Annotated in this window: 29 protein-coding genes and 1 tRNA gene; 15 read left to right on the plus strand and 15 right to left on the minus strand. The window is 59.2% G+C overall.

Annotated elements, in window-relative coordinates:
* The first annotated feature begins 22 nt into the window (after positions 1-22).
* The 5 genes from ACR3FE_RS01865 (at position 23) to ACR3FE_RS01885 (ending at position 3,192) form a co-directional block, all read left to right on the plus strand.
* Positions 23-511 carry a Mov34/MPN/PAD-1 family protein gene (locus ACR3FE_RS01865; RefSeq protein ID WP_458204967.1) on the plus strand — a complete coding sequence of 163 codons (489 nt, stop codon included), beginning with the start codon at positions 23-25 and terminating at the stop codon, positions 509-511.
* Positions 508-936 carry an FAD synthase family protein gene (locus tag ACR3FE_RS01870; protein ID WP_458204968.1) on the plus strand — a complete coding sequence of 143 codons (429 nt, stop codon included), beginning with the start codon at positions 508-510 and terminating at the stop codon, positions 934-936. Before ACR3FE_RS01865 ends, ACR3FE_RS01870 begins: the two co-directional genes overlap by 4 nt.
* A 119-nt stretch (positions 937-1,055) precedes the next feature.
* Complete coding sequence (locus ACR3FE_RS01875; RefSeq protein WP_458204970.1) at positions 1,056-1,733, plus strand: metal-dependent transcriptional regulator; 678 nt, start codon at positions 1,056-1,058, stop codon at positions 1,731-1,733.
* On the plus strand, positions 1,730-2,440 hold the full coding sequence (locus tag ACR3FE_RS01880; protein WP_458204972.1) for a TMEM165/GDT1 family protein: 711 nt from the start codon (positions 1,730-1,732) through the stop codon (positions 2,438-2,440). The genes ACR3FE_RS01875 and ACR3FE_RS01880 overlap by 4 nt, the downstream gene beginning before the upstream one ends.
* Before the next feature lie 95 nt (positions 2,441-2,535).
* Positions 2,536-3,192, plus strand: coding sequence for a LysE family translocator (locus ACR3FE_RS01885; protein WP_458204974.1), 657 nt, complete (start codon positions 2,536-2,538; stop codon positions 3,190-3,192).
* Between the two features lie 82 nt (positions 3,193-3,274).
* Here the strand turns inward: ACR3FE_RS01885 and ACR3FE_RS01890 are convergent, their stop codons facing one another.
* On the minus strand, positions 3,275-3,979 hold the full coding sequence (locus ACR3FE_RS01890) for an HD domain-containing protein (protein ID WP_458204976.1): 705 nt from the start codon (positions 3,977-3,979) through the stop codon (positions 3,275-3,277).
* 110 nt (positions 3,980-4,089) lie between these two features.
* Between ACR3FE_RS01890 and alaXM the strand changes: the two genes are divergently transcribed.
* Positions 4,090-4,794: an alanyl-tRNA editing protein AlaXM gene (gene alaXM / locus ACR3FE_RS01895; protein WP_458204978.1), complete on the plus strand. Its 705-nt coding sequence runs from the start codon at positions 4,090-4,092 to the stop codon at positions 4,792-4,794.
* Here the strand turns inward: alaXM and ACR3FE_RS01900 are convergent.
* The gene (locus ACR3FE_RS01900; protein WP_458204979.1) at positions 4,791-5,810 is read right to left on the minus strand and encodes a metallophosphoesterase family protein; all 1,020 of its coding nucleotides are present in this window, start codon (positions 5,808-5,810) and stop codon (positions 4,791-4,793) included. The genes alaXM and ACR3FE_RS01900 overlap by 4 nt on opposite strands.
* 173 nt (positions 5,811-5,983) lie before the next feature.
* On the opposite strand from ACR3FE_RS01900, the gene ACR3FE_RS01905 reads away from it, so the two are divergent.
* On the plus strand, positions 5,984-6,412 hold the full coding sequence (locus tag ACR3FE_RS01905; RefSeq protein ID WP_458204980.1) for a hypothetical protein: 429 nt from the start codon (positions 5,984-5,986) through the stop codon (positions 6,410-6,412).
* Between the two features lie 66 nt (positions 6,413-6,478).
* Here ACR3FE_RS01905 and ACR3FE_RS01910 read toward each other — a convergent pair whose 3' ends face one another.
* On the minus strand, positions 6,479-6,694 hold the full coding sequence (locus ACR3FE_RS01910) for a hypothetical protein (RefSeq protein ID WP_458204982.1): 216 nt from the start codon (positions 6,692-6,694) through the stop codon (positions 6,479-6,481).
* A 325-nt stretch (positions 6,695-7,019) separates the two neighbouring features.
* Between ACR3FE_RS01910 and ACR3FE_RS01915 the strand changes: the two genes are divergently transcribed.
* Positions 7,020-7,646 (plus strand): hypothetical protein, encoded by a 627-nt coding sequence (locus ACR3FE_RS01915; RefSeq protein WP_458204984.1) that lies wholly within the window; start codon positions 7,020-7,022, stop codon positions 7,644-7,646.
* A gap of 174 nt (positions 7,647-7,820) precedes the next feature.
* Positions 7,821-8,684: a winged helix-turn-helix domain-containing protein gene (locus ACR3FE_RS01920; RefSeq protein WP_458204986.1), complete on the plus strand. Its 864-nt coding sequence runs from the start codon at positions 7,821-7,823 to the stop codon at positions 8,682-8,684.
* Between the two features lie 73 nt (positions 8,685-8,757).
* Here the strand turns inward: ACR3FE_RS01920 and ACR3FE_RS01925 are convergent.
* The 7 genes from ACR3FE_RS01925 to ACR3FE_RS01955 form a co-directional block, all read right to left on the minus strand.
* A tRNA-Gln gene (locus ACR3FE_RS01925) sits at positions 8,758-8,830 on the minus strand.
* Between the two features lie 199 nt (positions 8,831-9,029).
* Positions 9,030-9,458 carry a metal-dependent transcriptional regulator gene (locus ACR3FE_RS01930; RefSeq protein WP_458204988.1) on the minus strand — a complete coding sequence of 143 codons (429 nt, stop codon included), beginning with the start codon at positions 9,456-9,458 and terminating at the stop codon, positions 9,030-9,032.
* A complete protein-coding gene (locus ACR3FE_RS01935; protein WP_458204990.1) occupies positions 9,455-9,955 on the minus strand; it encodes a ferritin family protein in 501 nt (166 codons plus the stop codon). The genes ACR3FE_RS01930 and ACR3FE_RS01935 overlap by 4 nt, the downstream gene beginning before the upstream one ends.
* Positions 9,956-10,096: 141 nt before the next feature.
* Entirely contained in the window at positions 10,097-11,305 is a 1,209-nt protein-coding gene (sufD, locus tag ACR3FE_RS01940; protein WP_458204992.1) for a Fe-S cluster assembly protein SufD, read from the minus strand.
* Entirely contained in the window at positions 11,302-12,732 is a 1,431-nt protein-coding gene (sufB, locus tag ACR3FE_RS01945; protein ID WP_458204993.1) for a Fe-S cluster assembly protein SufB, read from the minus strand. Before sufB ends, sufD begins: the two co-directional genes overlap by 4 nt.
* 9 nt (positions 12,733-12,741) lie before the next feature.
* On the minus strand, positions 12,742-13,644 hold the full coding sequence (locus ACR3FE_RS01950; protein WP_458204995.1) for an ABC transporter ATP-binding protein: 903 nt from the start codon (positions 13,642-13,644) through the stop codon (positions 12,742-12,744).
* 152 nt (positions 13,645-13,796) lie between these two features.
* Positions 13,797-16,484 (minus strand): DNA-directed DNA polymerase, encoded by a 2,688-nt coding sequence (locus ACR3FE_RS01955; protein ID WP_458204997.1) that lies wholly within the window; start codon positions 16,482-16,484, stop codon positions 13,797-13,799.
* A gap of 108 nt (positions 16,485-16,592) precedes the next feature.
* Between ACR3FE_RS01955 and ACR3FE_RS01960 the strand changes: the two genes are divergently transcribed.
* The 3 genes from ACR3FE_RS01960 to ACR3FE_RS01970 are packed head-to-tail and all read left to right on the plus strand — an operon-like array spanning position 16,593 to position 17,630.
* On the plus strand, positions 16,593-16,778 hold the full coding sequence (locus ACR3FE_RS01960; RefSeq protein ID WP_458204999.1) for a DUF7331 family protein: 186 nt from the start codon (positions 16,593-16,595) through the stop codon (positions 16,776-16,778).
* 56 nt (positions 16,779-16,834) lie between these two features.
* Complete coding sequence (locus ACR3FE_RS01965) at positions 16,835-17,170, plus strand: DUF7322 domain-containing protein (protein ID WP_458205000.1); 336 nt, start codon at positions 16,835-16,837, stop codon at positions 17,168-17,170.
* A 25-nt stretch (positions 17,171-17,195) separates the two neighbouring features.
* The gene (locus ACR3FE_RS01970; protein WP_458205001.1) at positions 17,196-17,630 is read left to right on the plus strand and encodes a DUF7346 family protein; all 435 of its coding nucleotides are present in this window, start codon (positions 17,196-17,198) and stop codon (positions 17,628-17,630) included.
* Here the strand turns inward: ACR3FE_RS01970 and rad50 are convergent.
* Positions 17,607-20,273 (minus strand): DNA double-strand break repair ATPase Rad50, encoded by a 2,667-nt coding sequence (gene rad50 / locus ACR3FE_RS01975; RefSeq protein ID WP_458205002.1) that lies wholly within the window; start codon positions 20,271-20,273, stop codon positions 17,607-17,609. The genes ACR3FE_RS01970 and rad50 overlap by 24 nt on opposite strands.
* Positions 20,270-21,646 carry a DNA double-strand break repair protein Mre11 gene (gene mre11 / locus ACR3FE_RS01980; protein ID WP_458205004.1) on the minus strand — a complete coding sequence of 459 codons (1,377 nt, stop codon included), beginning with the start codon at positions 21,644-21,646 and terminating at the stop codon, positions 20,270-20,272. The genes rad50 and mre11 overlap by 4 nt, the downstream gene beginning before the upstream one ends.
* A gap of 61 nt (positions 21,647-21,707) precedes the next feature.
* On the opposite strand from mre11, the gene ACR3FE_RS01985 reads away from it, so the two are divergent.
* Together ACR3FE_RS01985 and ACR3FE_RS01990 are read left to right on the plus strand one after the other, a co-directional pair.
* On the plus strand, positions 21,708-23,279 hold the full coding sequence (locus tag ACR3FE_RS01985; RefSeq protein WP_458205006.1) for a succinic semialdehyde dehydrogenase: 1,572 nt from the start codon (positions 21,708-21,710) through the stop codon (positions 23,277-23,279).
* Entirely contained in the window at positions 23,280-24,344 is a 1,065-nt protein-coding gene (locus ACR3FE_RS01990) for an SDR family oxidoreductase (protein WP_458205008.1), read from the plus strand.
* A 136-nt stretch (positions 24,345-24,480) separates the two neighbouring features.
* Here ACR3FE_RS01990 and ACR3FE_RS01995 read toward each other — a convergent pair whose 3' ends face one another.
* Positions 24,481-24,756 (minus strand): MarR family transcriptional regulator, encoded by a 276-nt coding sequence (locus ACR3FE_RS01995; RefSeq protein WP_458205010.1) that lies wholly within the window; start codon positions 24,754-24,756, stop codon positions 24,481-24,483.
* A gap of 142 nt (positions 24,757-24,898) precedes the next feature.
* Here ACR3FE_RS01995 and pan1 point away from each other — a divergent pair, with 142 nt between their 5' ends.
* Complete coding sequence (pan1, locus tag ACR3FE_RS02000; protein ID WP_458205012.1) at positions 24,899-26,113, plus strand: proteasome-activating nucleotidase Pan1; 1,215 nt, start codon at positions 24,899-24,901, stop codon at positions 26,111-26,113.
* 236 nt (positions 26,114-26,349) lie between these two features.
* On the opposite strand, the gene ACR3FE_RS02005 is transcribed toward pan1, so the two are convergent.
* Complete coding sequence (locus tag ACR3FE_RS02005) at positions 26,350-26,484, minus strand: hypothetical protein (RefSeq protein WP_458205014.1); 135 nt, start codon at positions 26,482-26,484, stop codon at positions 26,350-26,352.
* Between the two features lie 30 nt (positions 26,485-26,514).
* Positions 26,515-26,712: a DUF5800 family protein gene (locus ACR3FE_RS02010; protein WP_458205016.1), complete on the minus strand. Its 198-nt coding sequence runs from the start codon at positions 26,710-26,712 to the stop codon at positions 26,515-26,517.
* Positions 26,713-26,718: the final 6 nt, after the last annotated feature.

The following is a 26,718-nucleotide window of genomic DNA, read 5'->3' on the forward strand; positions in this document are numbered from 1 at the left end:
GCGGGAAACCGGAGTGTGTGACATGCGGCTGTTCCGCTCGAACGAGATCCTGGGCATCGCGGAGGACGCACTGGTGTTCGCGCTCGAAGCCTCGCGCGATTCCCACCCGAACGAGTACATGGGCTTTCTCCGTGGCGAATCCGCGAGCCGACTCGGACTCGACCGTGAGGGAACCGTCATCACCGACGTACTCGTCATGCCCGGCACCGAGTCGAACAGTGTGAGTGCGACGGTGCGGACGAGCACCGTCCCGAACGACCTGCGAGCAGTCGGGTCGGTTCACTCACACCCGAACGGCGTGCTCAGACCGAGTGATGCCGACCTGGCGACGTTCGGGCAAGGCGACGTACACATCATCATCGGTGCGCCCTACGATCATGATAACTGGAAGGCGTTCGACCGGAACGGCGACCCGCGGACGCTCGACGTGTTGGATGTCGAGCTTCCCGACGCAGAATCGTTCTTCGACTTCACGCAGGCAGATATCGACGAGGAGCTGAGAGAGCAGTGATACACGTACTTGCACAGGGAACCTTCGACATCCTCCACCCCGGCCACGCCCACTACCTCCGGGACGCCGCAGCGATGGGCGACCGACTTTCCGTCATCATCGCCCGCCGGGAGAACGTAACGCACAAACAACCACCGATCCTGTCGAACAAACAGCGCCGGGATATGGTCGGCGCACTGGAGATGGTCGACCATGCGCGCGTGGGCCATCCCGAAGACATCTTCGTACCGATCGAAGACCTCGACCCGGATATCATCGCGCTGGGGTACGACCAGCACCACGACGACGCAGCGATTCAGGCGGAACTCGACCGGCGCGGGATCGGCTGTGAAGTCCGGCGGGCCTCGCCGCTCGATCCCGAAGACGACGAACTGCTCTCGACCGGGAAGATCATCGACCGAATCTGCGAAGAGCGGTGCGATTGACGGGGAAGCGACGACGAAGATTCACATCAGTTGCCTCTCATCCACAAAAAACACACGCCGAAACAGGCTCTGAGCACACGACAAATTAAAGGATTAGAACCATCTAATGTCGAATAGTGATGTTGAGCGACGTGATGGAGGATTACCTGAAAGCCATCTACACGCTCCAGAATGAAAGCGAGGAGCCGGTGGCGACCTCCGCGATCGCGGAGTACCTCGGTGTGACGCCGCCGACGGTTACCAGTATGGTCGAGAAACTAGCAGACCGTGGGCTTCTCGACCGCGAGAAGTACAAGGGCGTCGAACTCACCGACGAGGGAGAGACGGTCGCGCTCGAGGTGCTTCGCCACCACCGACTGCTGGAGGCGTACCTGACCGAACACCTGGACTACTCGTGGAGCGAGGTTCACGACGAAGCCGACCGACTCGAACACCACATCAGCGAAGAGTTCGAGCGCCGGGTAGCAGAGGTACTCGGGAATCCGACCGTCGATCCGCATGGTGACCCGATTCCGGATGCAGACTTGACTCCAATCGAGGAGGACGATACGACTCCCCTAAGCGACCACGACACCGGAGAGACCGTGGTCGTCGCCCGCGTCAGTGACCGCGAGGAAGAGGAACTTCGCTACCTCTCCGATGCAGGAATCTCCCCCGGCACGGAACTCGAAATCGTCGACGTCGCTCCGTTCGGAATGGTGACCGTCGCCGTCGGAGACGACGAACAGAGCCTCCCCGAAAGCGTTGCCCGGTCGATTCGCGTTCGAGTCGTCGCAGGGGAGGTGGCGAATACGTGACGGGCTGGTGGGAAGTCGTCGTCTTCGCGTTCACGACACAGCTCGCCGTGCTACCGGGAGAGAAGGTGCAGTTCATCATCGCCGGACTTTCGACCCGGTACAAGCCGTGGCTGATCGTGAGTGCGGCGGGTGCTGCGTTCGCGCTGTGGACTGCTGTCGAGATATATGTCGGAAGCGCGCTCACACGTCTCCTCCCCGGCATCTACCTCGATGCGCTCACTGCAGGTCTGTTCCTGCTCTTCGCCGTGCTGTTGATCCGGTCGATGCCCGATGGAGAGACGCCTGATGGTGTTACAAAGACGGATGGCGGCGCTATCGACCTTTCAGGTGTCGTCCCCCGGCGTTTCCAGCACGACGACATCGAAAAGGTGGGCAAGTACGGCGCGTTCCTCCCGATCTTCGCGATGATGGTGTTCGGCGAGTTCGGTGACAAGACACAGATCGTCACGATCGGGCTCGCTGCTCAGTACGACGCTCACAGTGCCATCTGGGTGGGAGAGATGCTCGCCATCATCCCCGTGAGCATCGCCAACGCCTACTTCTTCCACAAGTTCTCCCACAAGCTGGATATGCGAAAGGCCCACCTCGCATCGGCGATGTTATTCCTGTTCTTCGCCGGGGACTTCTTCCTGCAACTCCTCTTCGATTTCTCCGTCTGGGAGACTGCCGTGAGCGTCGTGGCGCAACTCGGTGGGAGTCTCGTCTGACCTGCTCGAACCCTTCGACCATCTGGATACGATAGCACATCGATAGGTTACCGCTATCCGCGACCTTTTACTGACCGAGACCGAAGCCGGAGTCGATGTTAGAGGTGCTCGTTTCTGCTGTTGCGGGAGTCGTCCTCGGACTTTCGCTCGCGGCCCCACCGGGACCGATGAACGCGGTCATCGCGGAAGAGAGCGTCCTCCGTGGCTGGCGGTCGGGATTCTTCGCGGGACTGGGTGCGATGACCGCCGACGCCTGCTTCTTCGTCCTCGCACTGGCTGGCGTGGTCGCCGTCGTCCGCGATGCACCGCTTGTCCGCGCTATCATGGTCGGCGTTGGCGGATTGCTCATGCTGTATTTCGCCTACGGTGCGGCCAGGGATGCGACCGCGACGTTCACCACGGACGCGGTCGACGACGACGCGAGAGGGTTCAGAAAAGCGTTCGCACTCGCCATCACGAACCCGTACCAGATCATCTGGTGGCTCACAGCAGGTGTCGGTCTGCTCAACCCTGGACGATTCGACGTGCTCTCCGACCTTCCCGGTAACCTCGCAGTGACGACCGGCGGGCCGGTCATCGTCGTCAGCTTCTTCGTGGGGATCGCGCTCTGGATCACCGGCTTTCCGGCAGCACTGGTCGCGGCGGGACGACGCGTCGATTCGTTCGCGCCCGCGGTCGCGTACCTGAGTGCGGCCGTGCTCGCGCTCGCAGGCGTGTCGTTCATCTACGACGCGGCGACGACACTGGCGTGAAACGTCTCCAACTCGGCGACGCCGTTGGAATGCAAGCTAAAGGCGCGCGTGGCTCGTTCGGAGTCTCGACGACTCTCGCGTTTCAGAGTTCGTTTCGGGGCGATCCGGATGGCTCCGCGTCCATTTCCGGCACCTCGTCTTCCAGCCATTCGCGGAACCACTTCACCCGCTTGAGTCGTCGGTGCGCGAGGTCTCGTGCCGTCTCGCTCTGCACGCGGGCCGATGCGTCTTTTCCGCGTTCGAGCACCCGGTCGACCATCTCCGCGGCGGCCATATGCGTGCGAGCCTCGTAGCCCATCCGCAGGAGCATCAGGGCGGTTCCGTTCGCACCGACCTTGTCGAGCATATCCGCTTCTATGAGCGACTGTGTCTCCTTCGAGAGGCTCGAAAGATCGCCCTGATACGAGTGGTTCGTAACCGCCTTGCACACCTGATCGATGAACGATTCCGGGAAGTCTCCGTGGGATTCGAGGTACTCACGAGCCACTCTCGCACCCTCTTCAGCGTGGACCTCCTGGTCTGCGTCGAGTTTGGCGATGTCGTGAAACAGCGCGGCGACGCGGGCCACGTCTACGTCGGCACCCTCTCGTTCCGCGATGGTTTCGGCCAGATTCACGACGTTGATGATGTGGTTGAACCGGTAATCCGCGGAGTGCCACGGATACCATCGCATCCGTCCACCCCCCTCTTCGTTTTTCACGCTCGCGGAGAGGTACTCGTAGACGAAACTCTTCATCTCCTCGAATTCCTCCTCAGAGACGGGTGACCCCTTAATTTCGACACCCATAAAATCTCCTCCGTTGACCGCAGTACGTACTCATTGTTGATACAAACGCACGATTCGCTCTTTAGCGTTACGACGAGTTCATTAAGTGACGCCTGTTCGTCTCCCTCCATATGACCGAACCGCTGTATCTCGACGCGACGTACGACCAGGAGTTCGAAGCGACGGTCGAGCGCGTCGCAGGCGACCGGGTCGTCCTCGACCGGACGCTGTTCTATCCTGAAGGCGGTGGACAGCCCGCCGATACGGGTGAAATCGCTGCTGGCGACCAGACGTGGGGGGTCACCGACGTGCAGAAGAAGGACACTATCTATCACACCGTCGATGGAACACCGCCAGAAGCAGGAACCGTCGTCACCGGGCGAATCGACTGGAACCGCCGGTACGCACATATGCGGTATCACACTGCCCAACACCTTCTTTCGGCGGTCTTGCTGGAGGAGTTCGACGCACAGACGACAGGCAACCAGTTGTACACCGACCGCGCGCGAATCGACTGCGCCTACGAGCGATTCACCGACGAGAAGTTCGACTACATCGAGTCGATCATGAACGAGCGAATCGAGGAAGGCCTTCCCGTAAGTTGGTACGAGATGGATCGTGAGGAGGCAGAGGCGACGCTCGACCCGGAGCGGACGCGCATCCACCTCCTTCCCGAGAGTATCCGCGAGATTCGAATCGTGGAGGTAGACGACTACGACCGAACTGCGTGCGCGGGGACACACGTCGAGAACACCGACGAGATCGGCCAGTTCCGGCTCACGGGACGAGAGACGAAAGGGAGCGACGAAGAGCGACTGAAGTTCGTCCTAGACTAGTTCGGCACGGGCGATAGCTCGTCCACGAGCGGGAACGACGATAGCCGGTCGAGGGTCATCTCGGCGGCGGCGTCACTTCGTGCGGAATCTTTCTTCGCGTGGGTATATGCCTCTCTGGTTCCGTCCGGCCCAGCAGTCGGGACGAACCGAACCGTGGTTCCGGCAGGGCCGACTTCCAACAGTAGGTACGCCTGTGGAAACGAACACAGTGAGGGAGCGACGATCTCACGGACACCCATCGTCTCTGTGACGGCGGGAACGTGCAGATGTCCGGAGATGTGAAGTGGAACGTCGTGCCGGGAGAGCACCCGGGCCAGTTCGTCCGCGTTTCGCGTCGGGAACGACGACCGCCACGAACGAGCGTCGCTTTCGTCAGAAAGCCCCGGAAGATTGTGGTGCATGAGGACGAGCGGGGAATCGGTCCGGGGGAGCGTCTCGTCCAGCCACGCGAGTTGATCCGAAGATATCTCTCCGTCGTGACAGTCGGCGAGTGAGTCGTCGGGCGTCGAGGCGCTGTTCAAGCCGAGGATATCCACCCCGCCGACTCGTTCGTGAAAGGGGAGTCCATCGGGTGTGAAGTCGGCTTCGAACGACGAAAGCGGGGGCGTCTCGTGTTCGTCGAACGACTTCGGGACGTCGTGGTTCCCAGGAACCGCGAAGTGGGGGACGTCGAGTTCTGTAAGGAGCGAATCGACCGTCTCGAAGTCGGCTGTCGCACCGTCTTCGGTAAGGTCGCCCGCGAACACGACCGCATCCACGTCGCGCGCGTTCGCGTCCGCGAAGACGGTTCGGAATCGGTCTTGCGTCCGATGAAACACCTTCCACGTCCCGCGCTTTTCGGTCGAGACGTGCGGATCCGAGACGACAGCGACAGTGGTCGGGACGGTGGTTCGGGGCGATGCGAAGCGAGCGAAAACGGGGCCAGCGTCGGCGTGTTCATCGAAAGATTCGGTAACTGCATCAGTTGGCCGATGCGAACTGTTCGAGCGTCTCGTCCCTGCTCCGTATTCGGTCATTGCTTACGTAGGGAGAACAGCGACTGGGCTATAAACTTGACTCAAGAAGTATATAGATAGGGTTATAGAATATATATTTCGTGCCAGAGTGCTCGGTTTCGGTTCAGGTCACGTTCTATACACGTGTCTGACTGACTTTCTTTACGTCGCACGTCGAAAGGTGAGGTGGGAAGATGAGTACGACAAACCGAAACGGGATCGGGCGACCAACGACTGACTCGTCGTTTCGATACTTCAATAGGGGGTTACAGGTCGCAGGGTTGTTCTTCTTCGTGAACGGCATCTACGTGGCGTTCTTCTCGGCGAACATCCTCACGACGCTTGGATACTACTTCGTCGTCGTCGCGGCGATCTTCGGGGCGCTTTCGCAGTTGATTTCGCCGGACAACCCCCTCATATCCCAACAGACGCAAGCAACGATTCGCCAACTGATGGCCGAACCAGGACGACGAACGACCAGCAACTCACGCTCTCGGAAGCGGGCCACGAAGAGCGAGAACGGATTCGACGTTCGTCGGTATCTGCAAGCAGTCGTCCAAAAGTTCGATCAGATCGAACTCGGTGGTTCCAGTTCACGTCGAAAAGGGCGCGACCGACTCTAAACTCTCCATTTTATGTTTCATCGACCAACGTTGCAAACAGTCGTCCGAGATGCCAACCGTTTGCCCTCAGCAGTGAAGACGGTCGTACAGTGCCAGCGTCCCATCCTCCGCGAATTCGTCCCTGTCGTACACACTCAGTTTGACGTAGCCACTGGTGAGTAGTTCGTCCAACGCGGGGGTTTCGTTCGGACAGAGCTTCAAAGAGACACACAGCGAGCCATCGTCGTCGTACTCTGCTTTTGTCACGCTCATCTCGTACTGATAGTTTTGTTTATACTTCATGATATTACTGTAGGAATGTGGATTCTAGAGATACGTTCGAAGGATATATGTCTTGTTTCCATTTTCCAATCCGAAAAAGACAAAATTAATCGTCTTGAATCGTATTTTGGCACACGCAGTAATTCGGAGCCTACAGCCGACCAGCATCCCACCTTGACGACGCTAGGCGAAGCGTACTAGCTTTTCTTCGTTCAGTCGCGTTATAACGGTCTGTCGGCGGGTTGGCGCTCGTTACTCTCGACACTCACGATGTCGATATTAGGAAATGAATGATTGAAATCCGGCAAAAGGATATTTATGGGTCATCTGTATTACTCTACTACGCATGAACTTCCATCGGTCAACAGTGCTCGTAGTCGTTCTCGCCGTCGTCCTCGCTGGTTGTAGCGGAATCGGCGGGTCGAACGAATCGACGACGACGATGGAATCGACGACCAGCGAAGTCACATCGACAAGCTCCTCGACGACAACCACGACTACGACCACTTCGTCGACCAGTGCGACGACCAGCACGACCACGACGACAGGTACCACGACGGCAGAATCGTGGTCACCACCGAAGGCCCCGAACAAGCCGATCGACGACAAGCGTGAACCGGGCCGGATCAAGAGCGTGACGTTCGTCGACAAGGTCGACTCGAAGAACGGATCCGGCTACTCCAACTTCAACGTCGAAGTCGTCGCAAACACCAGTATGCCGGGTGTCGACCCCGAACCACTGGTTGACGGTGACCCATACTTCCTCGTGCGAATCAACGGAGAACGAGTCGCGCGCGCAGGCGTCCGATTCCAGCACGACAAAGGGACACACAGCATCGAGATCAGCAAAGCCGCCCTCGATCAGTTCGACTCCGGAACGCTGCAAGTCGAGGTACTCCTCCTCGATAAGGACAAGCAGACCGACGATCTGTACGGAAAGTGGAACGGAACTATCCAGTATAGCTCTCAGTGACCCACTGTTCCGGTATCGCTCTCAGTGACTCACTGCTCCGGTATCGCTATCAGTGACCCGGTGTTCCGGTATCGTCCCAGTAACCCGTCGTTCCCGCATCGGTCTCAGTGATGTCGTCACTCGAATCAAGGCCGGACACTACACAGTTAAATCGAGCATCGACGTACAGGTCGCATGACTCACGATTCGCTCTCACCCGACGAGGCGTTCGCGTTGTTGGGTGACGAAACTCGAATCGCCATTCTCAGGGCGCTTTTCGAGAACGCCTACGAACCGATGACGTTCTCTCAGCTCCGGGACCAGGTCGGGATACGCGACTCCGGGCAGTTCAACTATCACCTCGGCAAACTCGTCGGCCAGTTCGTCCGGAAGACCGACGACGGCTACCAGCTCCGGCTCGCTGGCTGGCAGGTCATCGGCGCGATCCTCTCAGGCACCTACACCGAGTCAGGCAACACCGACCCCGCCGCGTTCGACCAGCCCTGTCCCGAATGCGGCGGCACCGTCCTCGCAACCTACGAAGACGAACGCATGCGTGTCGCCTGCGAGGACTGCGACGAGATGTTCGAAGCTGCGAGCATCCCACCGGGCGCGCTCGAAGGCTCCGAACCTTCCGAACTCCCGCGCCGATTCGACCGGTACATGCAAGGGATCGTGAACTACGCTCGACTGGGCATCTGCGTCAGTTGCAACGGACGAATGAGCCCCGACCTACTGATCGAGCCGACGCCGGAACTCGATCTCGGAGCGGACGACATCCCCACCGTCGCCTACCGCTGCCAACGATGTCCCGAGGTCGTCACCGCGTCGTTCGGTTCGGCACTGCTCGACCATCCTGCAGTCGTCGCGTTCCATTGGGAGCACGGTATCGACCTCCGAGACGTGCCGACGTGGTCGTTGGAGTGGCTCGCGAGTGATCACGTCGTCGTGGAATCGGAGCAGCCGCTTCGTGTTCGGCTCTCCGTCGAACTCGATGGAGACGTGCTCGAACTGGTGGTCGATGAAATGCTTTCGGTTGTCGAGACGGCCAGGACGTAATTCGTTTCGACGACACCGTGCGAGCGAGTACGTGTCGCTCGTTTAGGATCGATATTTCTTCAGTAAATTACAGTAGTCCCGGGCGGATTCGAACCGCCGTCAATGGCTCCAAAGGCCATTATGATTGGCCGCTACACCACGGGACTTCGCTCTTTTAATTCGCTCGCCCCGTGTACCTCGCAGTTCTTTCAGAACTGCTCACCACCACGGGACTGCACTCGCTCCGTGTACTCGTTCGACGAGACATCACGGGACTACGATTGCATCTCCGGGTAGCCCTTCCTCGTACAAGTGTGTTGCTTTTCGTGTTGTCATCCCGGAAGAGAGGTCGATGAGGAAAGTGAATCAGTCCGCTTCGCCCTGCTCGGCAAGATACGCACACATGTCCGTCTCGGCGTCGAAACAGTCGGGACACTGGGGTTTGCGGTCGATGATGGTGTCCAGTCGCTCGGCGACCGTCTCGTCGATGACGCTTTCGAGCGCCTTCGCCTCGGCGCGGAACTCCTCGACTTCGAGAACGTTAGCGAGGAAGCGTTCGAGGATGCAGTAGGTCTGCAGGGCATCGCGGGCGCGTGTCTCCCCCTCGTCGGTCAGGGTGGCACCACGATATTTCTCGTGGTCGACCAACCCGCGCTCCTGGAGTTTACCGACCATCTCGTTGACGCTGGCAGGACTGATACCGAGTCGATCTGCAAGCGCGCCGGTCGCTGCTGGCCCGTCTTCGATATGCTGAACGAGGAAGATCGTCTTCAGATATTGGTCTGCGGTGTTCATTCTCCAGCCTCCATCAGTTTTGCAACTTCTTCGACACCCTTCGCCTCGTCTTCCCGGATCGAGGTCAGTGTTTCGACCAGTCGATCTCGGTCGAGATCGAACGTCGCGTCACTCCCCTCGATTGCCTCGATGAGGTCGTCGTAGAACTTGTACGCCGTCTCCTCACCGTGGAGTTGGTCGTAGAGGATTCCATCGAAATCCTCGGGACCGGTCTGGGCGTACTGCTCTGCGACCAGCGTCTCGATCTCTTCGAACGGTATCGTCTCGGCATCGAGTTCGTCGATGAGCGATTCGAGACGTTCTCGGTGTTCTGCTGACTCTACACGTGCTTCTGTAAGCATCTCGCGCACGTCTTCGTGAAGTTCGTTCCGCTCTTCGGTCGGAAGCGACTCGAAGTGGCGCGCAGCCCGTGCCTCGACGACCTCTTCCAGCACGACGCCGATCTGAAGCAGGCGCGCTAGCTGGCGGTCTGACGAGACGCGCTGACCCACACTCATGCGTGGGGAGTAGAGACGGGGAAACTTAACAGTCCCTACTGCAGTTTCGTATGAAGAAAGAACGCAAACGAGACGACCGAGATGTGAAAAGAAAGGTCAGAATACGAGAGAGAAAATCGAACCGCGATCGGTGACGCGTGCTCAGTGGTGGAGACGTTCGACGATCTTCGAATCGAGGTCGTCACGGAGTTCTTCGACTTCGACCTCTTCCAGGACGGGGACGAAGAACCCTTCCACGAGCATGTTCTTGGCCTGCTGGTCGCCGACACCACGCGAAGTCATGTAGAACAGATCTTCTTTGTCGATCTGTCCGACCGTCGCGGAGTGACTCGCTTCCGTGTCGTGGTTGTTGATGATGAGCTTCGGGGAGGCGTCCGCTTCGCTGCCATCCGAGAGCATCAGCGTGTTCTCACGCTGGTAGGAGTTGGTATCCCACGCGTCCCTGCCAACGTCCTGAACGCCTTCGTAGACGGAGCGTGCTTCGTTGTCCAGCACGCCACGCGTCACGAGGTCTGCCGTCGTGTGCTCGGCATTGTGCCAGACGCGGGCCGCCACGTCGAAGTGCTGGTCGTTGTGGCCGAAGAACGCGCCGACAGTCTTCGTCTCCGAGCCTTCACCGTCGAGGGTGGTCTCGACGGAAGATTTCGTGAGGCGCGAACCGAGGTTGCCCTCGACCCAGTTGACTGTGGCGTGGTCGTTGGCGCTTCCGCGCTTCAGCGTGTAGTTGTACGTCTCCTCGTCCAGGTCCTGCAGGGAACCGTACTGGACGTGGCTATTCTCGCCGGTTGCGATCTCGACCAGTCCGCTGTAGTAGCGTTCGCCCGATAGCGGCTCACTGTCCTGTCGCTCTTGAATCGTCACTGAACTCGACTCCTCGGTGACGACGAGCGTGTAGTTGAACAGTGACTGGCTCTTCATCGTCGTCCGGATGGTCACGTCCTCGGCAGCGACGCCTTCCGGGACGTAGATAAGCGTCCCGGACGTGAAGAGCGCCGTCGAGAGCGCGGTGAGGTAGTTCTCCTGCGGATCGATGACCGAGCCGAAGTGCTCTTCGACGATGTCGCCGTGTTCGTCCAGCGCGTCCGCCAGCGGCAGGACGTGAACGCCTTCGGGTTCGACGCGCTCTTTCTCCTCGTCGGCTTCGAGCGGGTCGATGAAGCTCTCGTAGTCGAGTGCGTCGAGGTTCGTCCAGTCGCGTCCCGGCGTCCGGATGACCTGCGGCATGTCGAGGTCGTCCAACGCGGCCAGTGCTTCGAGGCGCGTTTCGAGCAGCCATTCGGGTTCGCCGAGGTCGCTCGAAATCTCGCGAACGGTTTTCTCCGAAAGTGTGCTGTGTACCTGCGTGCTCATCCGAGGCTCCCCTCCATCTCGAGTTCGATGAGACGGTTGAGTTCGACTGCGTACTCGATGGGCAACTCTTCCGTGATGGGTTCGATGAACCCGCTCACGATCATCTGCTTCGCGTCGTCGTCGTCCAGACCGCGACTCTGGAGGTAGAACACGTCCTCGTCGCCGATCTTTCCGACGGTCGCTTCGTGGGCGACGTCCACGCGGTCTTCGTTGATCTCCATGTACGGCATGGTGTCCGACGTGGATTCGTTGTCGAACATCAGCGCGTCACACTCGACCGACGTGGACGAATCGACCGCGCCATCGCTGATGTGGACGAGACCGCGGTAGTTCGTGCGGCCACCGTCCTTGCTGATGGACTTCGATTCGATGGTGGAGTTGGTCTTCGGGGCGTTGTGGTACACCTTCGCGCCGGTGTCGATGTTCTGACCCTTGCCAGCGAATGCGATGGAGATCTGGTTCGCGGAGGCTCCGCGACCCTTCAGGATGGAACACGGGTAGAGCATCGTGGCCTTCGAGCCCATACTCCCCGACACCCACTCCATGCGCCCGCCGGCTTCGACGATGGCGCGCTTGGTGTTCAGGTTGTAGGTGTTCTTCGACCAGTTCTGCACGGTCGAGTACTGGACGTGAGCGTCCTCACCGACGAACACCTCGACACCGCCGGAGTGGAGGTTGAACGCGGAGTATTTGGGTGCGGAACAGCCCTCGATGTAGTGGACTTCGCTTCCCTCTTCCGCGATGATGAGCGTGTGTTCGAACTGACCCATCCCCTCGGAGTTCATGCGGAAGTACGCCTGTACGGGCATCTCGACGGTGACGCCTTCCGGGACGTAGACGAACGACCCGCCCGACCAGACTGCTCCGTGGAGCGCCGCGAACTTGTTGTCGCTCGGCGGAACGCACTTCGTCATGAAGTACTCCTTGACGAGGTCTTCGTGCTCCTGGACCGCCTGGTCCATGTTCATGAAGACGACGCCTTTCTCCTCCCACTGCTCCTGCATGTTTTGGTAGACGACCTCGGACTCGTACTGGGCACCGACGCCCGAGAGCGCGTTGCGCTCTGCTTCGGGGATGCCGAGTTTGTCGAACGTGTCCTTGATGTCGTCAGGCAGGTCGTCCCAGCTGTCTGCGCCGCCGCGCGTTTCCACGTCGGGGCGGATGTACGGGACGATCTCTTCGACGTCGAGTTCCGTGAGGTCGGGCTGGCCGGGCCAGTCCGTCGGCAGGGGCATGTTCTGGTAGTGTTCCAGTGCGCGGAGGCGGCGCTGGAGCATCCACTCAGGTTCGTCCTTGTCCTCGCTGATGAGGCGAACGACCTCTTCGGTCAGCCCCTTGTCGGACTTGACGGCGGCCCGCTGTTCTTTCTTGAACTCGAACCGTTCTTCGGTATCTGTCTCTTTCAAGTGGTCCTGTTCTGAACTCATAGTATCACCTTATGCGGTCTGGTAGACTTCGTCGCGAACCCAGTCGTACCCCTTGTCTTCGAGTTTCTCGGCGAGTTCCGCCCCGCCTTCCATGGCGATTTCGCCATCGAGCATGATGTGAACCGTGTCGGGTTCCACGTAGTCGAGGATACGCTGGTAGTGGGTGATCTGGAGGATGCCAGTACCCTGCTCGTCGCGTAGTGCGTTGATTCCGTTCGATACGTCCTGTAGGCGGTCGATGTCCAGTCCGGAGTCGATCTCGTCGAGCACGGCGATGGACGGTTCGAGGATGGCGGCTTGCAGCACCTCGTTTTGCTTTTTCTCTCCGCCCGAGAAGCCCGCGTTCAGATAGCGGTAGGCGAACTTCTCGTCCATGTCGAGCAGATCCATCTTCTCTTTGAGGAGCTGCTGGAACTCCGCGACACTGACCTCGCCGTCGTCGGCAGGTCCTTCCATCGGACTGGTGTCGTAGCCAGCCTCTTCCTCTTCGTCGTCTCCGTCGTCACCCTCAAAGAGATCCTCGCGTTCTTCGAGTTTTGCGTTGAGTGCGGTACGCAGGAAGTTAGACATCGTGACGCCTTCGATCTCGGCAGGATACTGGAAGCCGAGGAAGACACCGAGCGCCGCGCGCTCGTTCGGCTCCAGTTCGAGGAGATTCCACGTTCGCATATCTTCCGGAATCTCTACGTCACCGAACTCACCCTCTTCGAGGTGAAGGAGTACCTCACCCTCGATGACTTCGTACGCGGGGTGGCCCGCGACGATCTTCGATGTCGTCGATTTTCCGCTGCCGTTCGGTCCCATCAGCGCGTGGATCTCGCCGGAGCTGACCTCGAGATCGACGCCCTTGAGGATCTTTTCACCTTCTTCCACGACCTCTGCGTGGACATTTTTTAGTTCGAGCGTTGCCATTGTTAGGTTCACCTAAGTCGTTTGGAGCAAGGGCAGGTTGTCCCATAACCGTTTCGCATTCGTATGGAATCGGTTTTCGGAAAGAAAAATTTCTTTTCACAGAATGGAAAAACAGTGGATTACTTATGATCTCCCGACAATTCGAGGTGCTCTTACATGAAGCTACTCAAACCGGTCTGCTGTTGTCCCGTCTTCACCTCTTCCCAGGAGATGTCGAGTGCTTCGAGTACGCGCGCGATGGGACCTTTGAGCGTCTTGTCGAGCATCTTGTCCCAGTCCACCTCGAATTCGTCGGGAACCTGGTCTGCGTACTCGAAACAGATCACGTCTTGCTCGCGCTTGAACTCCCCGTACAGGGTATCAGCTCGAGCGTCCAACCCTTCTTCGTCCTCCATTCGCTCGAAGAACGATGGATGGACCTTCTTCAGATAGAGTCGTTTCGGTTTGCTCCCACGCTGGAAGTTCGTTCCCAGGAGCAGATTCGCGTACTTCGCACCCCGAACCTGTGCCGTGTCCGTGTCGTAGTCGTCGAGTCGCTTTCCGATGCCGCCGGGGATGGCGACTTCGTTCAGATCGACGTTCCCCTCTCGGAAGTCCTCGATGACGTCGTGGACGTAGGTTTCCACGTCGTCGAGATCCTCTCCCGTCACGATCATCTCGATGACCTGCCGCTGAACCTCCTTCGTAATGGGTGCGATGTCCGACCGTTTGTACTCGAAGCCGGTGATGTCGATGTCGTCTACGTCCTTACCTTCCTTCCAGACGATGTAGCCAGCGTATCGTTTCTTCTTGCCCGCCTGGAAGAACCGGCGGTAGAGTTTCTCGAACTCGATCTGGAAGCGGTGTTCCTCCGCATTGAGTTCTTCGCGTGCGAACTCCTCGTACCGAGCGTTGATGTGCTCCTCGATCTCGAAGGATTGTTCGATGGCCTCCGATCTTTCGATATCTCCGCCGAGTTCGAGCATGACTGAGTCGGTGTCGCCGTACGCCACGCTGTAATCGATCTCGTTCGCAGCGGTTTCGGTGAACTCGATGACCTCCCGACCGGTCGCGGTGATTGCCGCCCCCATCTCCTTGTCGTAGAGGCGGAATCGCTCCCATCCCAGCACGCCGTACAGGGAGTTCATGATGACCTTCACCGCCTGTTGCTGGCGGTCGAAGATCTCGTACTCCGCACTGTCGGGATCGTGGTCGTTTCGAAGCGATTTCTTCTCCTCGCGCTCGGAAAGCGTCTCGTTGATAATCTCCCGGACGATACCGTCGGGTTCCTTCCGGAAGTGGCTCCCGTTGGGGGCGACGTAGGTGTCGCCATCGTACTTCTCGGGGTCTACCGAGGTCTCCGGCGACAGATTGAGCGTCACCATACACATCGGATACAACGATTTCAGGTCGAGCACGGTGACGTTCTCTTTGACACCCGTGATGGGGTCGAACACCGCGCCACCTTCGTAATCCTCGGCTTCGAACTGCCCCTTCGAGGGGAGCGCGAACTGGCCGTGCGCTTTGTGCAGGACGTACACGTCTACCGCGTCGCCGGGCGTCGTCGCGTCCTCGAGTTTACAGCCGACGAACGACGCGACCTCCTGCCAGAAGGCGACGATGTTCTGTTTTCGGTCGAGTTCGACACAGAGTTCCACGTCCCGAACGTTGTACTCCAGCAGGCGCGTGGGGTCTTGCTCCCAGAGGTCACCGATGTCGCCAGCGTAGCGTTCCTTGCCGACGCCGAGTTCCGTCTCACCGACAGCGTCCAGCCGATAGGAGTCGAGTTCGGTGAACTGCGTTCGCTTGTATGCGTACAGCAGGTCGAAGACGACTCGTCCTTTCACCGTCGGGCCACCCCAGTCGCTCCGCCAGACTTCGTTCACGCGCGAGAGTCGTTCATAATCGAGGTCGTAGTCGTGGTGTTGCCCGTCCAGTCGTTCGAGGCGGTCCAAAAAGTACGGTGCGTCGAAGTCGTCGAAGTTCCACCCCGTGAGGACGTCGGGGTCGGTTTCTTCGATGTAGTCGAGAAACGCCGCCAACATCCCTTCCTCTTCCGCGAAGGTTCGAACCTCGATATCGGAATCGTCGCGGAGTGGTTCGTAGTTCGGCAGGTCGTCCGGTGATTCGACACCCGTGTCGCCCTCCGGAGCGTCGAACAGCCACGCGATGTACTCGTCGTCGTAGGAGTCGTGGCTCGTGAGACAGATGATGGGTTCTTCGCCATCCTCGGGGAATCCGGAGCGGTCGTCGACCTCGATGTCGAAGGTATGGACGCGAAGGCTCGCTTGCACGTCCGCCGCTTCGACCTCCTGTTCGTGAACGACGATGCCGTCATCCTCACCACGGCGTTCCGGGATGCGGATACCGCTTTTGATGTCCTTGTCGATGAGGAAGCGATTGGGAAAGAGGATGTCCGCCTCGTAATGGTCGAACTGGTCGCGGATGTTCCCCACGTCGCGCGGTGTCTTGCCGTATATCTTCGTCAGCTTTTCACCGCGGATACTCTCGTAACCGTCTTCCGTACCGGTGATGCGGTCGTCGTTCAGTTTCTCGTCGTCCAGCGTGTCGGTTGGTGCGTAGAAGTACGGCCGAAATCCGACGACGCGAACGTGTTCGAGGTCGTCGTCCGGCGTCCGTCCGAAGACGTGGATCATCGGTTCTTCGTCGTCGCCGTATCCGTCGACGGTGTAATCGACCTGTGTCACCGCCAGTTCGATCTCCCCTCGTGAATCCGGGAGCCAGTCGGTGTCGGCATCCACGACGTGCGCTGCCGTGTCGTCGTTTCCTGCAACGGCGTGGGCTTCTGCCGCGGGACGCTCGTCCCCGCCCGCGAAGTCACCAAGCCCAGATTGAGTCATGTCGGTTGTTTTTGGTGCTTCCCGGTAAAAACCCTCCCGTTTGTGCCAGTCGCCGGAATGGAAAGAGATTTAATGTGTTAACGCATAGCACAGACCGAGGTCAAGTCAATGTCTGACCGTGCCACCGAAGACAGTAAGCTGGACCGCGCAGAAACCGGACTTCCGGCTCCCGACGAGCCGATGGGTTCGATAGAGGCCTACGAGACGGACGACGGGGTGGTATTCTACGACGCTGAGAATCCGCTCGGGTGGGTCAAAGCATCCAGCACGGTCACGCTAGAGAAACATGTCTGAATCGATGCAGAAATAACTCCGAACGCTTTTCACTTCCCGTACGGTTTTTTAACTCGGTGTTCGACAGATTCGGCCACGACGACGAAGGGTCAGAAGACCCGGGTGATGCCCCAGAAGCTGATCTCGTACCGAAGGTAAACGACCCGTCCGAGAATCTCAAGTTCGACACGCCGAAGGTACGCGATTACAGCCAGGTTGACGCAGACCCGGAGCTACAGAAGGAGTTCTGGGTGCAGGTCTTGCTCTTCAATATCGCCCTGTTCGCACTCAGTCTCGGACTCATGCTCGTCGGATTCGAACAACGGTGGTATTTTGGCGGTGGACTCGTCGTCGTGGGACTGGCGGCGTTCGTTCGTGGCTATCGGCGATACCGTGCCATCCAGAAGGACTAACCGCACTCCGACGCTACCCCGACCTATGCGAACCGTGCGCGACGAGTCGGGACGACTCTATCTGCTCGTCAAGCAATCCGGTGAGTCGAGTCTCGTCCGCCATCCCGAAACAGGAGAAGAGACGTACCTCGACAACGAGCGACTTCAGTCGGTCGAGGGCGAATCGCCACTGGAAACCGCCGCTCGTCGCATTCCGCCAGCCACCCGTCGAATCCTCACCGCAGTCCCGAACGAACGCGCACTGGGATTGCTGGTCGAACTCTTCGACCGAGGGCCTCTCTCCGTCCGAGAACTCCTTTCAGCCTACGACCTCTGTGAAAGCGACCTCCACGGACTGCTCGCAGAGTTCCGTGCTGCCGGACTCATCGAGGAGTGTCGCGTCGTGGGTGAACGAGGGTACGACCTGACGGACACTGCTGAAGAGGGGCTAGAATCCTTACTCCGCGACTTCGAGCAGTGAATCTCTGTGGTCGACGTGCGACCGGTTCGTCGTCGAGTCCTTTTCGACCCGCACGAGGTCGTCTGCGGCCCCGACGAGTTCGTCGTCGTGACTGACGACGACGATCTGTTCGACACCCAACTCGCGCATCGACTGTACCAGCTCGACCAACTGCGAGACGTGTCCCGAATCGAGGAACACGGTCGGTTCGTCGAGTATCAGTGGCGGCATGGGTGCACTTCCTTCGATACCTTCAGAGAGGAGGCGGTAGATAGCACAGCGAAGACTGAGGTTGAACAGCGCCCGCTCGCCGCCGGATAGCTGTTCGGGATCGAGTGGTTCGCCGTCTTTCTGGAAGACGGTCAGTCGGTACTCACCATCCAGTGAGATGCGCGAGTACGAGTCGTTCTGGTAGACGAGTTCGAATACTTCGTTCAACATCCGCTCCAGACTCTCGACGTTCCGCTGACGAAGCTCTGCTCTGAGGTCACCGTACATCGCCTGCAAGTCGGCGGCTTCGTCGTATAACGAATCGAGGGCTTCGACGCGTGATTGGATCTCGTCGCGGCGATCGCGCAGTTCCTCCAGTTCCTCTATCTCTCCCCGGACGCCACCGATTCGGTTGATGAGGTCGTCTCGTCGTTCCCGGAGTTTGGACAGTTCTTCTTCGACTCGTTCGAGGTAGTCGGTCGCCCGCTCTTCGTCTTCACGTGCCGCTTCGACACGCGATTCGTCGTATGCTTCACGAAGGTCGTTGCGCCGCGACCGTTTCTCCACGAGACGGTCGCGCCGCTGGTCGTTCAGTGCTTCGAGGTGGTCTCGCTTATCGGCGAGCCGGTCGAGTTCGTCTTCAGCCTCCGCGACGTCGTCCCGAAGCGATTGGATTCGCTCGATCTTCTCTCGACTCTCTGCTATCGATTGCTGCTCGGCTTGGAGATTCTCGACGGTTTCTCGGTGCGTCTCGGCCTTCGAGCGCAGTTCCTCTGCATCCCCTCGTCGTTCCGTCGCATCGGATTCGAGTTCGTCGGCTTCCTCGCGGAGCGATTTTGCCTGTTCGCGCTTCTCTTCGACCGCTTTCTCACGGTCTGCGACCAACTGCTCGACGTTCTTTCGGTTGTTCCGGAGTTCACTCACGCGATTCTCTGCCGTCACGAGCGATTCGGCGTTCTCGATCCGCGTTTCCAGCTGTTTCCGCTCTTCGCGGAACGCTTCGACCTTCGATTCCAACTCGGCCACTCGCTCGCGGTCTTCGTCTATCGTATCGACGTGGGGTGACTCCTCGACAGGTTGGCCACACTCCGGACATCTACCCGCATCGAGTAGTTCCTCGGCTTCCTCGACCTGTTCTTTCGCAGTTCGGAGTTTCGCTCGGGATTCCGTCTCGTTCTCACGGCACTCCGCCAGATCGGATCGAAGCGATTCGAGATGGTCGTTCGCGTCACCGAACTCGACCGGCGCGTCGGTGAACACCTCGCGATGGGACTCGATCTCGGCGTTGAGTTCGGTCAATTTCTCGCGGCGGTCTTCGAGATCGTCGGTCGCGTTTTCGACTTCACTGTCGATTTGGTCGGCTCGCTCTCGTTTCTCATTCGCACGCGATTCGAGTTCGTCTGCTCGCTCGGAGAGATTCGACGCCTGATTGTCGAACATCTGCGCTTTCATGCGAGCGTCTTCTAACCCCTCGGAGATCCGCTCGTCCTCGGTTTCGAGTTCGTCGAGTCGAGCACCGAGTGCCTCTTCGGTGGCTGCGTCGAGTTCGGTTTCGGCCAGCACAGTCTCGACGTTCGATTCCAGTTCCGAGAGACGTTCTCTGATCTCCGTCGCTCGATTTCGAAGTTGCTCGTGTTCCTGCTCCGTCTCGGTGATCTCGGTCTGGAGTTCCTCGATGTCTTCCCCGATCGACGCTAATTCCTCACGCTTCTCTTCGTACGTTTCGAGGATCTCCCGTGCGTCTTCGAGCGTCTGTCGTGCTTTGTCGCGGTTCTCCTCGAAACGCTCTATCTCCGATTCCAGCTCGTTGCGCTTCGATTCGAGGTCGTTCAGCAGCCTGTGAAGGTTCTTTTCCTCCTTCACTTCGATCTGCGATTCGAGTTCGGAAAGACTCCCATGACGGTCGTCGAGAACGCTCTTGACTCCGAGGCGGGCGTCGCTCGCGCGCTCCCGATACTCCTCGAGTTTGCCCAGTTGCAACAGGTCGTCGATCATGTCCTGGCGCTGGCTGGGCGTCGCGTTGATGAGTTTGTTCACTTCTCCCTGACGGACGTAGGCGCAGTTGACGAACGCCTCGGCGTCCATACGAAACAGATTCTCGATGTGGTCGCGAACGTCACGAGAACCGTCGATACTTCCGTCAGGCGTTTCCAGCACACATTTCGCGGTCTGGGCAGTGTCGCCCGTCGCACGAACCCGACGATGAAGATGGTAGTTGCCGCCCGCGTGCGTGAACCAGAGGTTGACCTCCGCGTCGTCCGCTCCGATGGTGACGATATCGTCCAGCGTCCGGTCGAGTGCCCGCGCACCGTACAGTGCGAAAAAGCACGCTTCGAGCAGGGACGACTTGCCACTCCCGTTGAGACCGTGGATGACGGTGACACCTGCATCGAGTTCCAGGTCGGCGTCCTCGTAGCATTTGAAGTTCGAAAGACGGATTCGGTCGAATTTCACAGGTAATCCTCCATCGAGATCTGGCCGTCGGTACTGGCGGGCTCTCCATCATCGTCGTTTTCGGAATGTTGCTGTTCGACGGGGTCATGCTGCTCGTCGGGGTCATCGACCCCATCTGAATCCGGGGAAGCATCTGTGCCTTCGGTCTCCGATTCCATTTCGGACTCCGGTTCGGTTTCAGCCTCCGATTCGCTCACATCCCTCGTTTCGACGATAGATTCGTCGTCTGTATCATTCTCTTCTGAGGTCGTCTCGTCAGTGGCCGGTTCGAACGCGGTGACACCGTCTTCGATGCGTTCGGCGACGTGTTCTTCCACGGCGGCCCGAACGTTCGAGTCCGCGACTTTGCTCGCGCGGACGATCTCGTCCAGATCGTGTGCAGTCTCGCTGAGTCCCATCTCACGGACGCGCTCTCTGACCGCATCGTCCGGGTCTGCGAACGAAACCGAGAGGTCACCTGTCTCGGATTCGATCTCCCGGCGGTCGTTCACGCGGGCGACGAGTGCGCCTTCCTCCAGCGCGAACTCCTCGACGCGGGCAGGGGTGACATCTTCGCCGTCGCCAGCGAGCGTGATGAGTGCCACCGCGTCGTCGAGGTCGTACTCCCGAATGGCTTCGCGGACGCGGTCGATCCCCTCGTCGTCTACGAGTTCGACCGGGATGAATGCAAAGTCACGGGTCGGAATGCCTCGCCTGGTGATGGTTGTCTCGCCTTCGAACTGGACGATGTTATAGCCGCGGTCGTCGCGCTCGCTGGCGCTCGCGCGCTCGGTCGAGCCACAGTACGTGACCCATGTCTCTTCCACTCGTTCTTTGCCGTACTGGTGGTTGTCGCCGAGCAACATCGCGTCGAAATCGACCGACGCCTCGGTCAGGACGACTTCGGCGTCCCAGTTGCCGAACTCGAAGGGTTGGAAGAGTCCGTGGGCGACGAGGGCGGCGTGTTCCTGTTCGTGCGAAGCGAACTCGTATTCGAGGTCGTCCCGTTTCGACAGCGGAACGTGGTCGAGGCCGTAGAATGCGGTGTCACCGACAACGACCGGATCGGAGCCGAGTCGCGTCGCAAGTCCGAGCGTTTCGAAGAGGTCGAGCCACTGGTCACCGCGCGTGCTCTCGTGGTTGCCGACGATAGCGAGAAATGGAATCTCCGCCCGTCGGAGTTTTCGGAGGACTGAGATGGTTCCGTGGAGGTCGGCGAGTCCCGGTCTGCGGTCGTGAAACAGATCGCCAGCGTGAACGACTGCATCGACCTCGTCCTCGATGGCATCGTCTACGACGCGGTCGAAAGCCGAGAGGAAATCGTCCCGTCGCTCGGGCGAATGATACTGCCGATACCCGATGTGGGTATCGCCCGTGTGGATCACCCGTGTCATTGGTCAGTTACTTCGTATACAGTGCTTAAATGATTTCCGTGAGCACTGCGTTGGCATCTGTATGGCCCTCTGGACAGAACGTGTAAACGCGCATACACTCGATGACCTCTCATCGATCATCACCACCAACGAGGAGGGCGATGGGAGCGATTCGCACACGGTTCGTGCACCCTTCAGTGACGAGCGAATCGGGGCCGTTCCGAACTGCACGGAATCCGACGTTGTGACGGCGGTCGAGCGCGCCCGTGACGCACAAGATGAGTGGTTCTCGTGGTCGCTCGACCGCCGGGCGGCAGTGCTCTCTCGGTTCCACGACCTCGTGCTGGATCGGCAGGCAGAACTGCTCGACGTGATGGGAATCGAGAGCGGAAAAGCCCGCCGTGATGCGTTCGAGGAAGTCCTCGACGTGGCGACCAATGCTCGCTACTACGCGAACCGTGCGGAAGACTACCTCGACCCGACTCGTCGAGAGGGAGCCATCCCGTTGCTCACGAAGACTGAAGAACACCACCACCCCGTCGGCGTCGTGGGCGTCATCGCACCGTGGAACTATCCGCTGACGCTCGCCGTCTCCGACTCGATACCGGCGCTCCTCGCGGGGAACGCCGTGGTATTGAAACCCGCCGAAGAGACACCGTTCACCGCGCTGCTCGCAACCAAATTGCTCAGGGAAGCGGGCCTTCCCGACGACGTATTCCAGGTAGTCACCGGTCGAGGCGACGAACTCGGCCCTGTGCTCATCGACCGCGTGGATTACATCTGTTTCACCGGGAGCACAGAAACCGGACGCGCAGTCGCCGAACGGGCAGGAGCGAACCTGGTGAAATGCTCGCTCGAACTCGGCGGCAAGAATCCGATGGTCGTATTTGACGACGCAGACCTGGATCGTGCGGTCGAAGGGGCGATACAGGGGTGTTTCACCAACGCTGGACAGCTGTGCCTCTCCTTCGAGCGGCTGTACGTTCAGGACGGGGTGTACGACGAGTTCTGCCGCCGGTTTTCGGAGCGAACACAGCAGCTTTCGATGGCCCCGTCGTTGGACTACGAGAACGAGGTCGGTTCGCTCGTGTCCGAGTCGCAACTCAAAAAAGTACGATCGCACGTCGACGATGCGGTCGAGAAGGGTGCGACGGTCGTTGCGGGCGGCAACGCACGACCGGACATCGGGCCGTTCTTCTTCGAATCGACGATCCTCACGGACGTCACGGAAGAGATGACACTCGCACGGGAGGAGACGTTCGGCCCGGTCGTCGCAGTCTATCGGTTCGAGGATGCCGACGAAGCGATCGAGTTGGCAAACGACTCCGAGCGCGGATTGAACGCGAGTGTCTGGACGACCGACACCGACCGTGGCCGTGAACTTGCCCAACGAATCGAGTGCGGAACCGTCGGCGTCAACGACCCCTATCCAGCGATCTGGGCGTCGGTCGACGCGCCGATGGGTGGGATGAAAGACTCCGGTATCGGTCGTCGCCACGGGGCGGAGGGAATCCTGAAATACACCGAACCACAGACGATCGCCGAACAGCGTGTCGCGTCTATCGCCCCGCCACGAAGCGTTCCGACGAAGTGGTACGCGAAGGCGATGACGGCGGTGATGCGTGGCTACAAACGAGTCGAGGAGGTGTGGTAGATGAACGTCTTTCTCACCGGATTTCCAGGGTTCCTCGGCTCCGCGCTGACCGAGCGACTCGTCGGTCGAGGGGCGTCGGTCACCTGTCTCGTCCAGCCGAAATACCGAGACCTGGCCGAACAGCGGGCCGCAGAGATAGAAGCAAATCACTCTGTGACGGGGCAGATAGAACTCGTCGAAGGCGACATCACGCAGTCCGATCTGGGACTGGGTGCCCGCGTGGAGTCGTTGCAGTCGGACATCGTGGAGGTGTACCACCTCGCGGCGGTGTACGACCTCGCCGTGAGTCGAGAGGTCGCGATGGCGGTCAACGTCGAGGGGACGCGAAACGTGCTCAACTTCGCCGAGGGCTGTTCGAACCTCGAACGCTTCCAGTACGTGAGCACCTGCTACGTGAGTGGGCGCTACGACGGTACTTTCACCGAAGACCACCTCGTGGAGGGCCAACAGTTCAACAACTACTACGAGACGACGAAGTATCTCGCCGAGGTCGCGGTTCAAGACCGGATGGCCGAAGGGTTGCCAGCGACCATCTATCGTCCGGCGATCACCGTCGGCGATAGCACGACCGGAGAGACACAGAAGTACGACGGGCCGTACTACATCCTTCGGTGGATCTTGCAACAGCCATCGATAGCGATGGCACCCAGGGTCGGTGACCCGACACAGTACGAGATCAACGTCGTTCCACGGGATTTCGTCGTGGACGCGATAGCCTACTTGAGTGATATCGATGAGTCGGTCGATACGGTTTACCAACTCTGTGACCCGGATCCGCCGACGGTAGACGAGATGCTGCGGGTGATGGCGCGGGCGACGAAGCGACGAGCGATCCAGGTTCCGATACCGAAAGGACTGCTGAAGCGATCTCTGGAGCGAATACCAGGACTCGATATCGAACCGGCAACGATAGATTACTTCGTCCATCCAACCCACTACACCTGTAAGAACACGCTGGCCGATCTCGACGACGAAATCAGCTGTCCGGCGTTCGGAACGTACGCACCGAATCTGGTGTCGTTCGTGCGCGATCACCCCGAAATTACGTCGGACGCGATGAAGTAGCGAGGGAAGGAGGGCGAACGGCAAACGAAGGAGCGAAAAGAAGCGAACGATTCGAGCGGCCTTGGGGAACACGACCGCGATTGGTCGCGTTCCAGTTTATAAATGTTCGGACAGGTAACGGAGAGTCATCGTCGATCTATTCGAGGTCGAGCGTGTAGAGACGCTTCCGAGCGTCGGAGAACGAAAACCGCGAGTCGACGAGATCTTCGTCTTCGAGGCGGTTCAACGCGTAGCGAACCGTCCGCGGGGGGAGGAGCGTCTCTTCCGCGAGTTCGCTCTGGGTCATGGTCTGGTTGTATTCGAGCACTTTTGCGACTAGCTTCGCGCTAGGCGGAAGGTCGCGGATGGTTTCCGACGAATCCGCGTCCCGCAACCGGGTCTCGTTCGACTGTGATAGCTCTGGGGCACTCATCAATCACCCATTTCGAATACAGACTAATAATATTTCCCATTCCAAAATATTACTCTTGGGAATTGAGATGTAGGTGGACAGATGTGGGCGAAAAGGTCGGTCACCCGAAGCCTCTTAAGAGACAGGCACTTATCCGGTACTGATGACCGACACTGTGGAAGACGTTGATCTCCCCTACGACGAGGAGAGCACGTCCCAACAGGAAAAAATAGAGGCACTCCAAGAACGCCTCGAAGTCCTCGAATCTCAGAACGAAGAGATGCGGGACAAGCTACTCGACGCGAACGCAGAGAACAACAAGTATCAGCAGAAATTAGAGCGACTCACCCACGAGAACAAGAAACTGAAACAGTCGCCGCTGTTCGTCGCTACCGTTCAGGAACTCACGAACGAGGGCGTCATCATCAAACAGCACGGTAACAATCAAGAGGCCGTTACCGAAGTGACCGACGAGATGCGGGCCGAGATCGAACCCGATTCGCGTGTCGCCGTGAACAACTCTCTCTCTATCGTAAAGACGCTCGACGATGAGACCGACGTGCGCGCCCGTGTGATGCAGGTCACGAAGAGTCCCGATGTGACCTACACGGACATCGGTGGACTCGAAGAGCAGATGAACGAAGTCCGCGAGACGGTCGAGATGCCGCTGGAGAACCCCGGCATGTTCGAAGAAGTCGGTATCGAACCGCCGAGCGGTGTCCTCCTCTACGGCCCGCCTGGCACCGGGAAGACGATGCTGGCGAAGGCGGTCGCCAACCAGACCGACGCCACGTTCATCAAGATGGCCGGGTCGGAACTCGTCCACAAGTTCATCGGCGAAGGTGCGAAGCTGGTTCGTGACCTCTTCCAGGTCGCTCGCGACCACGAACCCGCCGTTCTCTTCATCGACGAGATCGACGCCATCGCGTCGAAGCGCACCGACTCGAAGACGTCGGGTGACGCCGAGGTGCAGCGCACGATGATGCAACTCCTGTCCGAGATGGACGGCTTCGAAGACCGCGGCGAGATCCGCATCATCGCCGCGACCAACCGCTTCGACATGCTCGACCGCGCAATCTTGCGCCCAGGTCGCTTCGACCGCCTCATCGAGGTGCCGAACCCCGACGAGGAGGGCCGCGAACAGATCTTCCGCATCCACACCCGCGACATGAACATCGCCGACGACGTGGATTACGCGAAACTCGCCACCGATACGAATGCCTCCAGCGGGGCAGACATCAAGGCGATCTGTACGGAAGCCGGGATGTTCGCGATCCGCGACGACCGGACAGAGATTCGGATGCAGGACTTCCTCGACGCGCGCGAGAAGATCGAGGCTGAAGAAGAAGACGACGAAGTCTCCAAGACGTTCGCCTGAGCGTTCGTCTTCCACATTCCGATCTCTGCGTTCGCGTTTTTGCATTCGCAGATTTAGAATCGGCGTACTCGATACGTCACTCTCTCCGATGACCAGCGACAGCGATTTTCGAACGGGATTGCTCTCCGTTTTCGCAGTACATTTCAGTACAAATCAGTAGGAAATAGTACAAGCCTCTCTCGTAACTCTCGACTGAAAGCAGATTCGACAGATCTCGTCTTCGAACCCGAATCCTGCTACAACGCGGTGAAGATGAGATACGGAACGCCGAACAGCAGGACGGTCATGACCGCGAGCACGAGCAGGTAGGACGCCGCCGTACTCGCCGCGGTCATCCACGACGGATGGTCGAAGTCGGCTGGGAGGTTCATACCCGACGTTTCGATTCGTACCCCAAAACGCTACCGGATGATGTCGCCGATCCGACGGGCCTGCCCGCTGAGCGAGGGGTTCTTCTCGACGAGTTTGAGCACCTCGTGGTCGGTCACGTCGAAGTAGGATTTCTGCGTGGCGTCCTCGATGAGGTCTTTCGAGAGCCGAAATTCGGTACCCTCGTACACGACATCGACACCCTCGTCGTCGAAGGAAAGCGTAGTCATGCTCCA

The organism is Haladaptatus rarus (assembly GCF_054177585.1).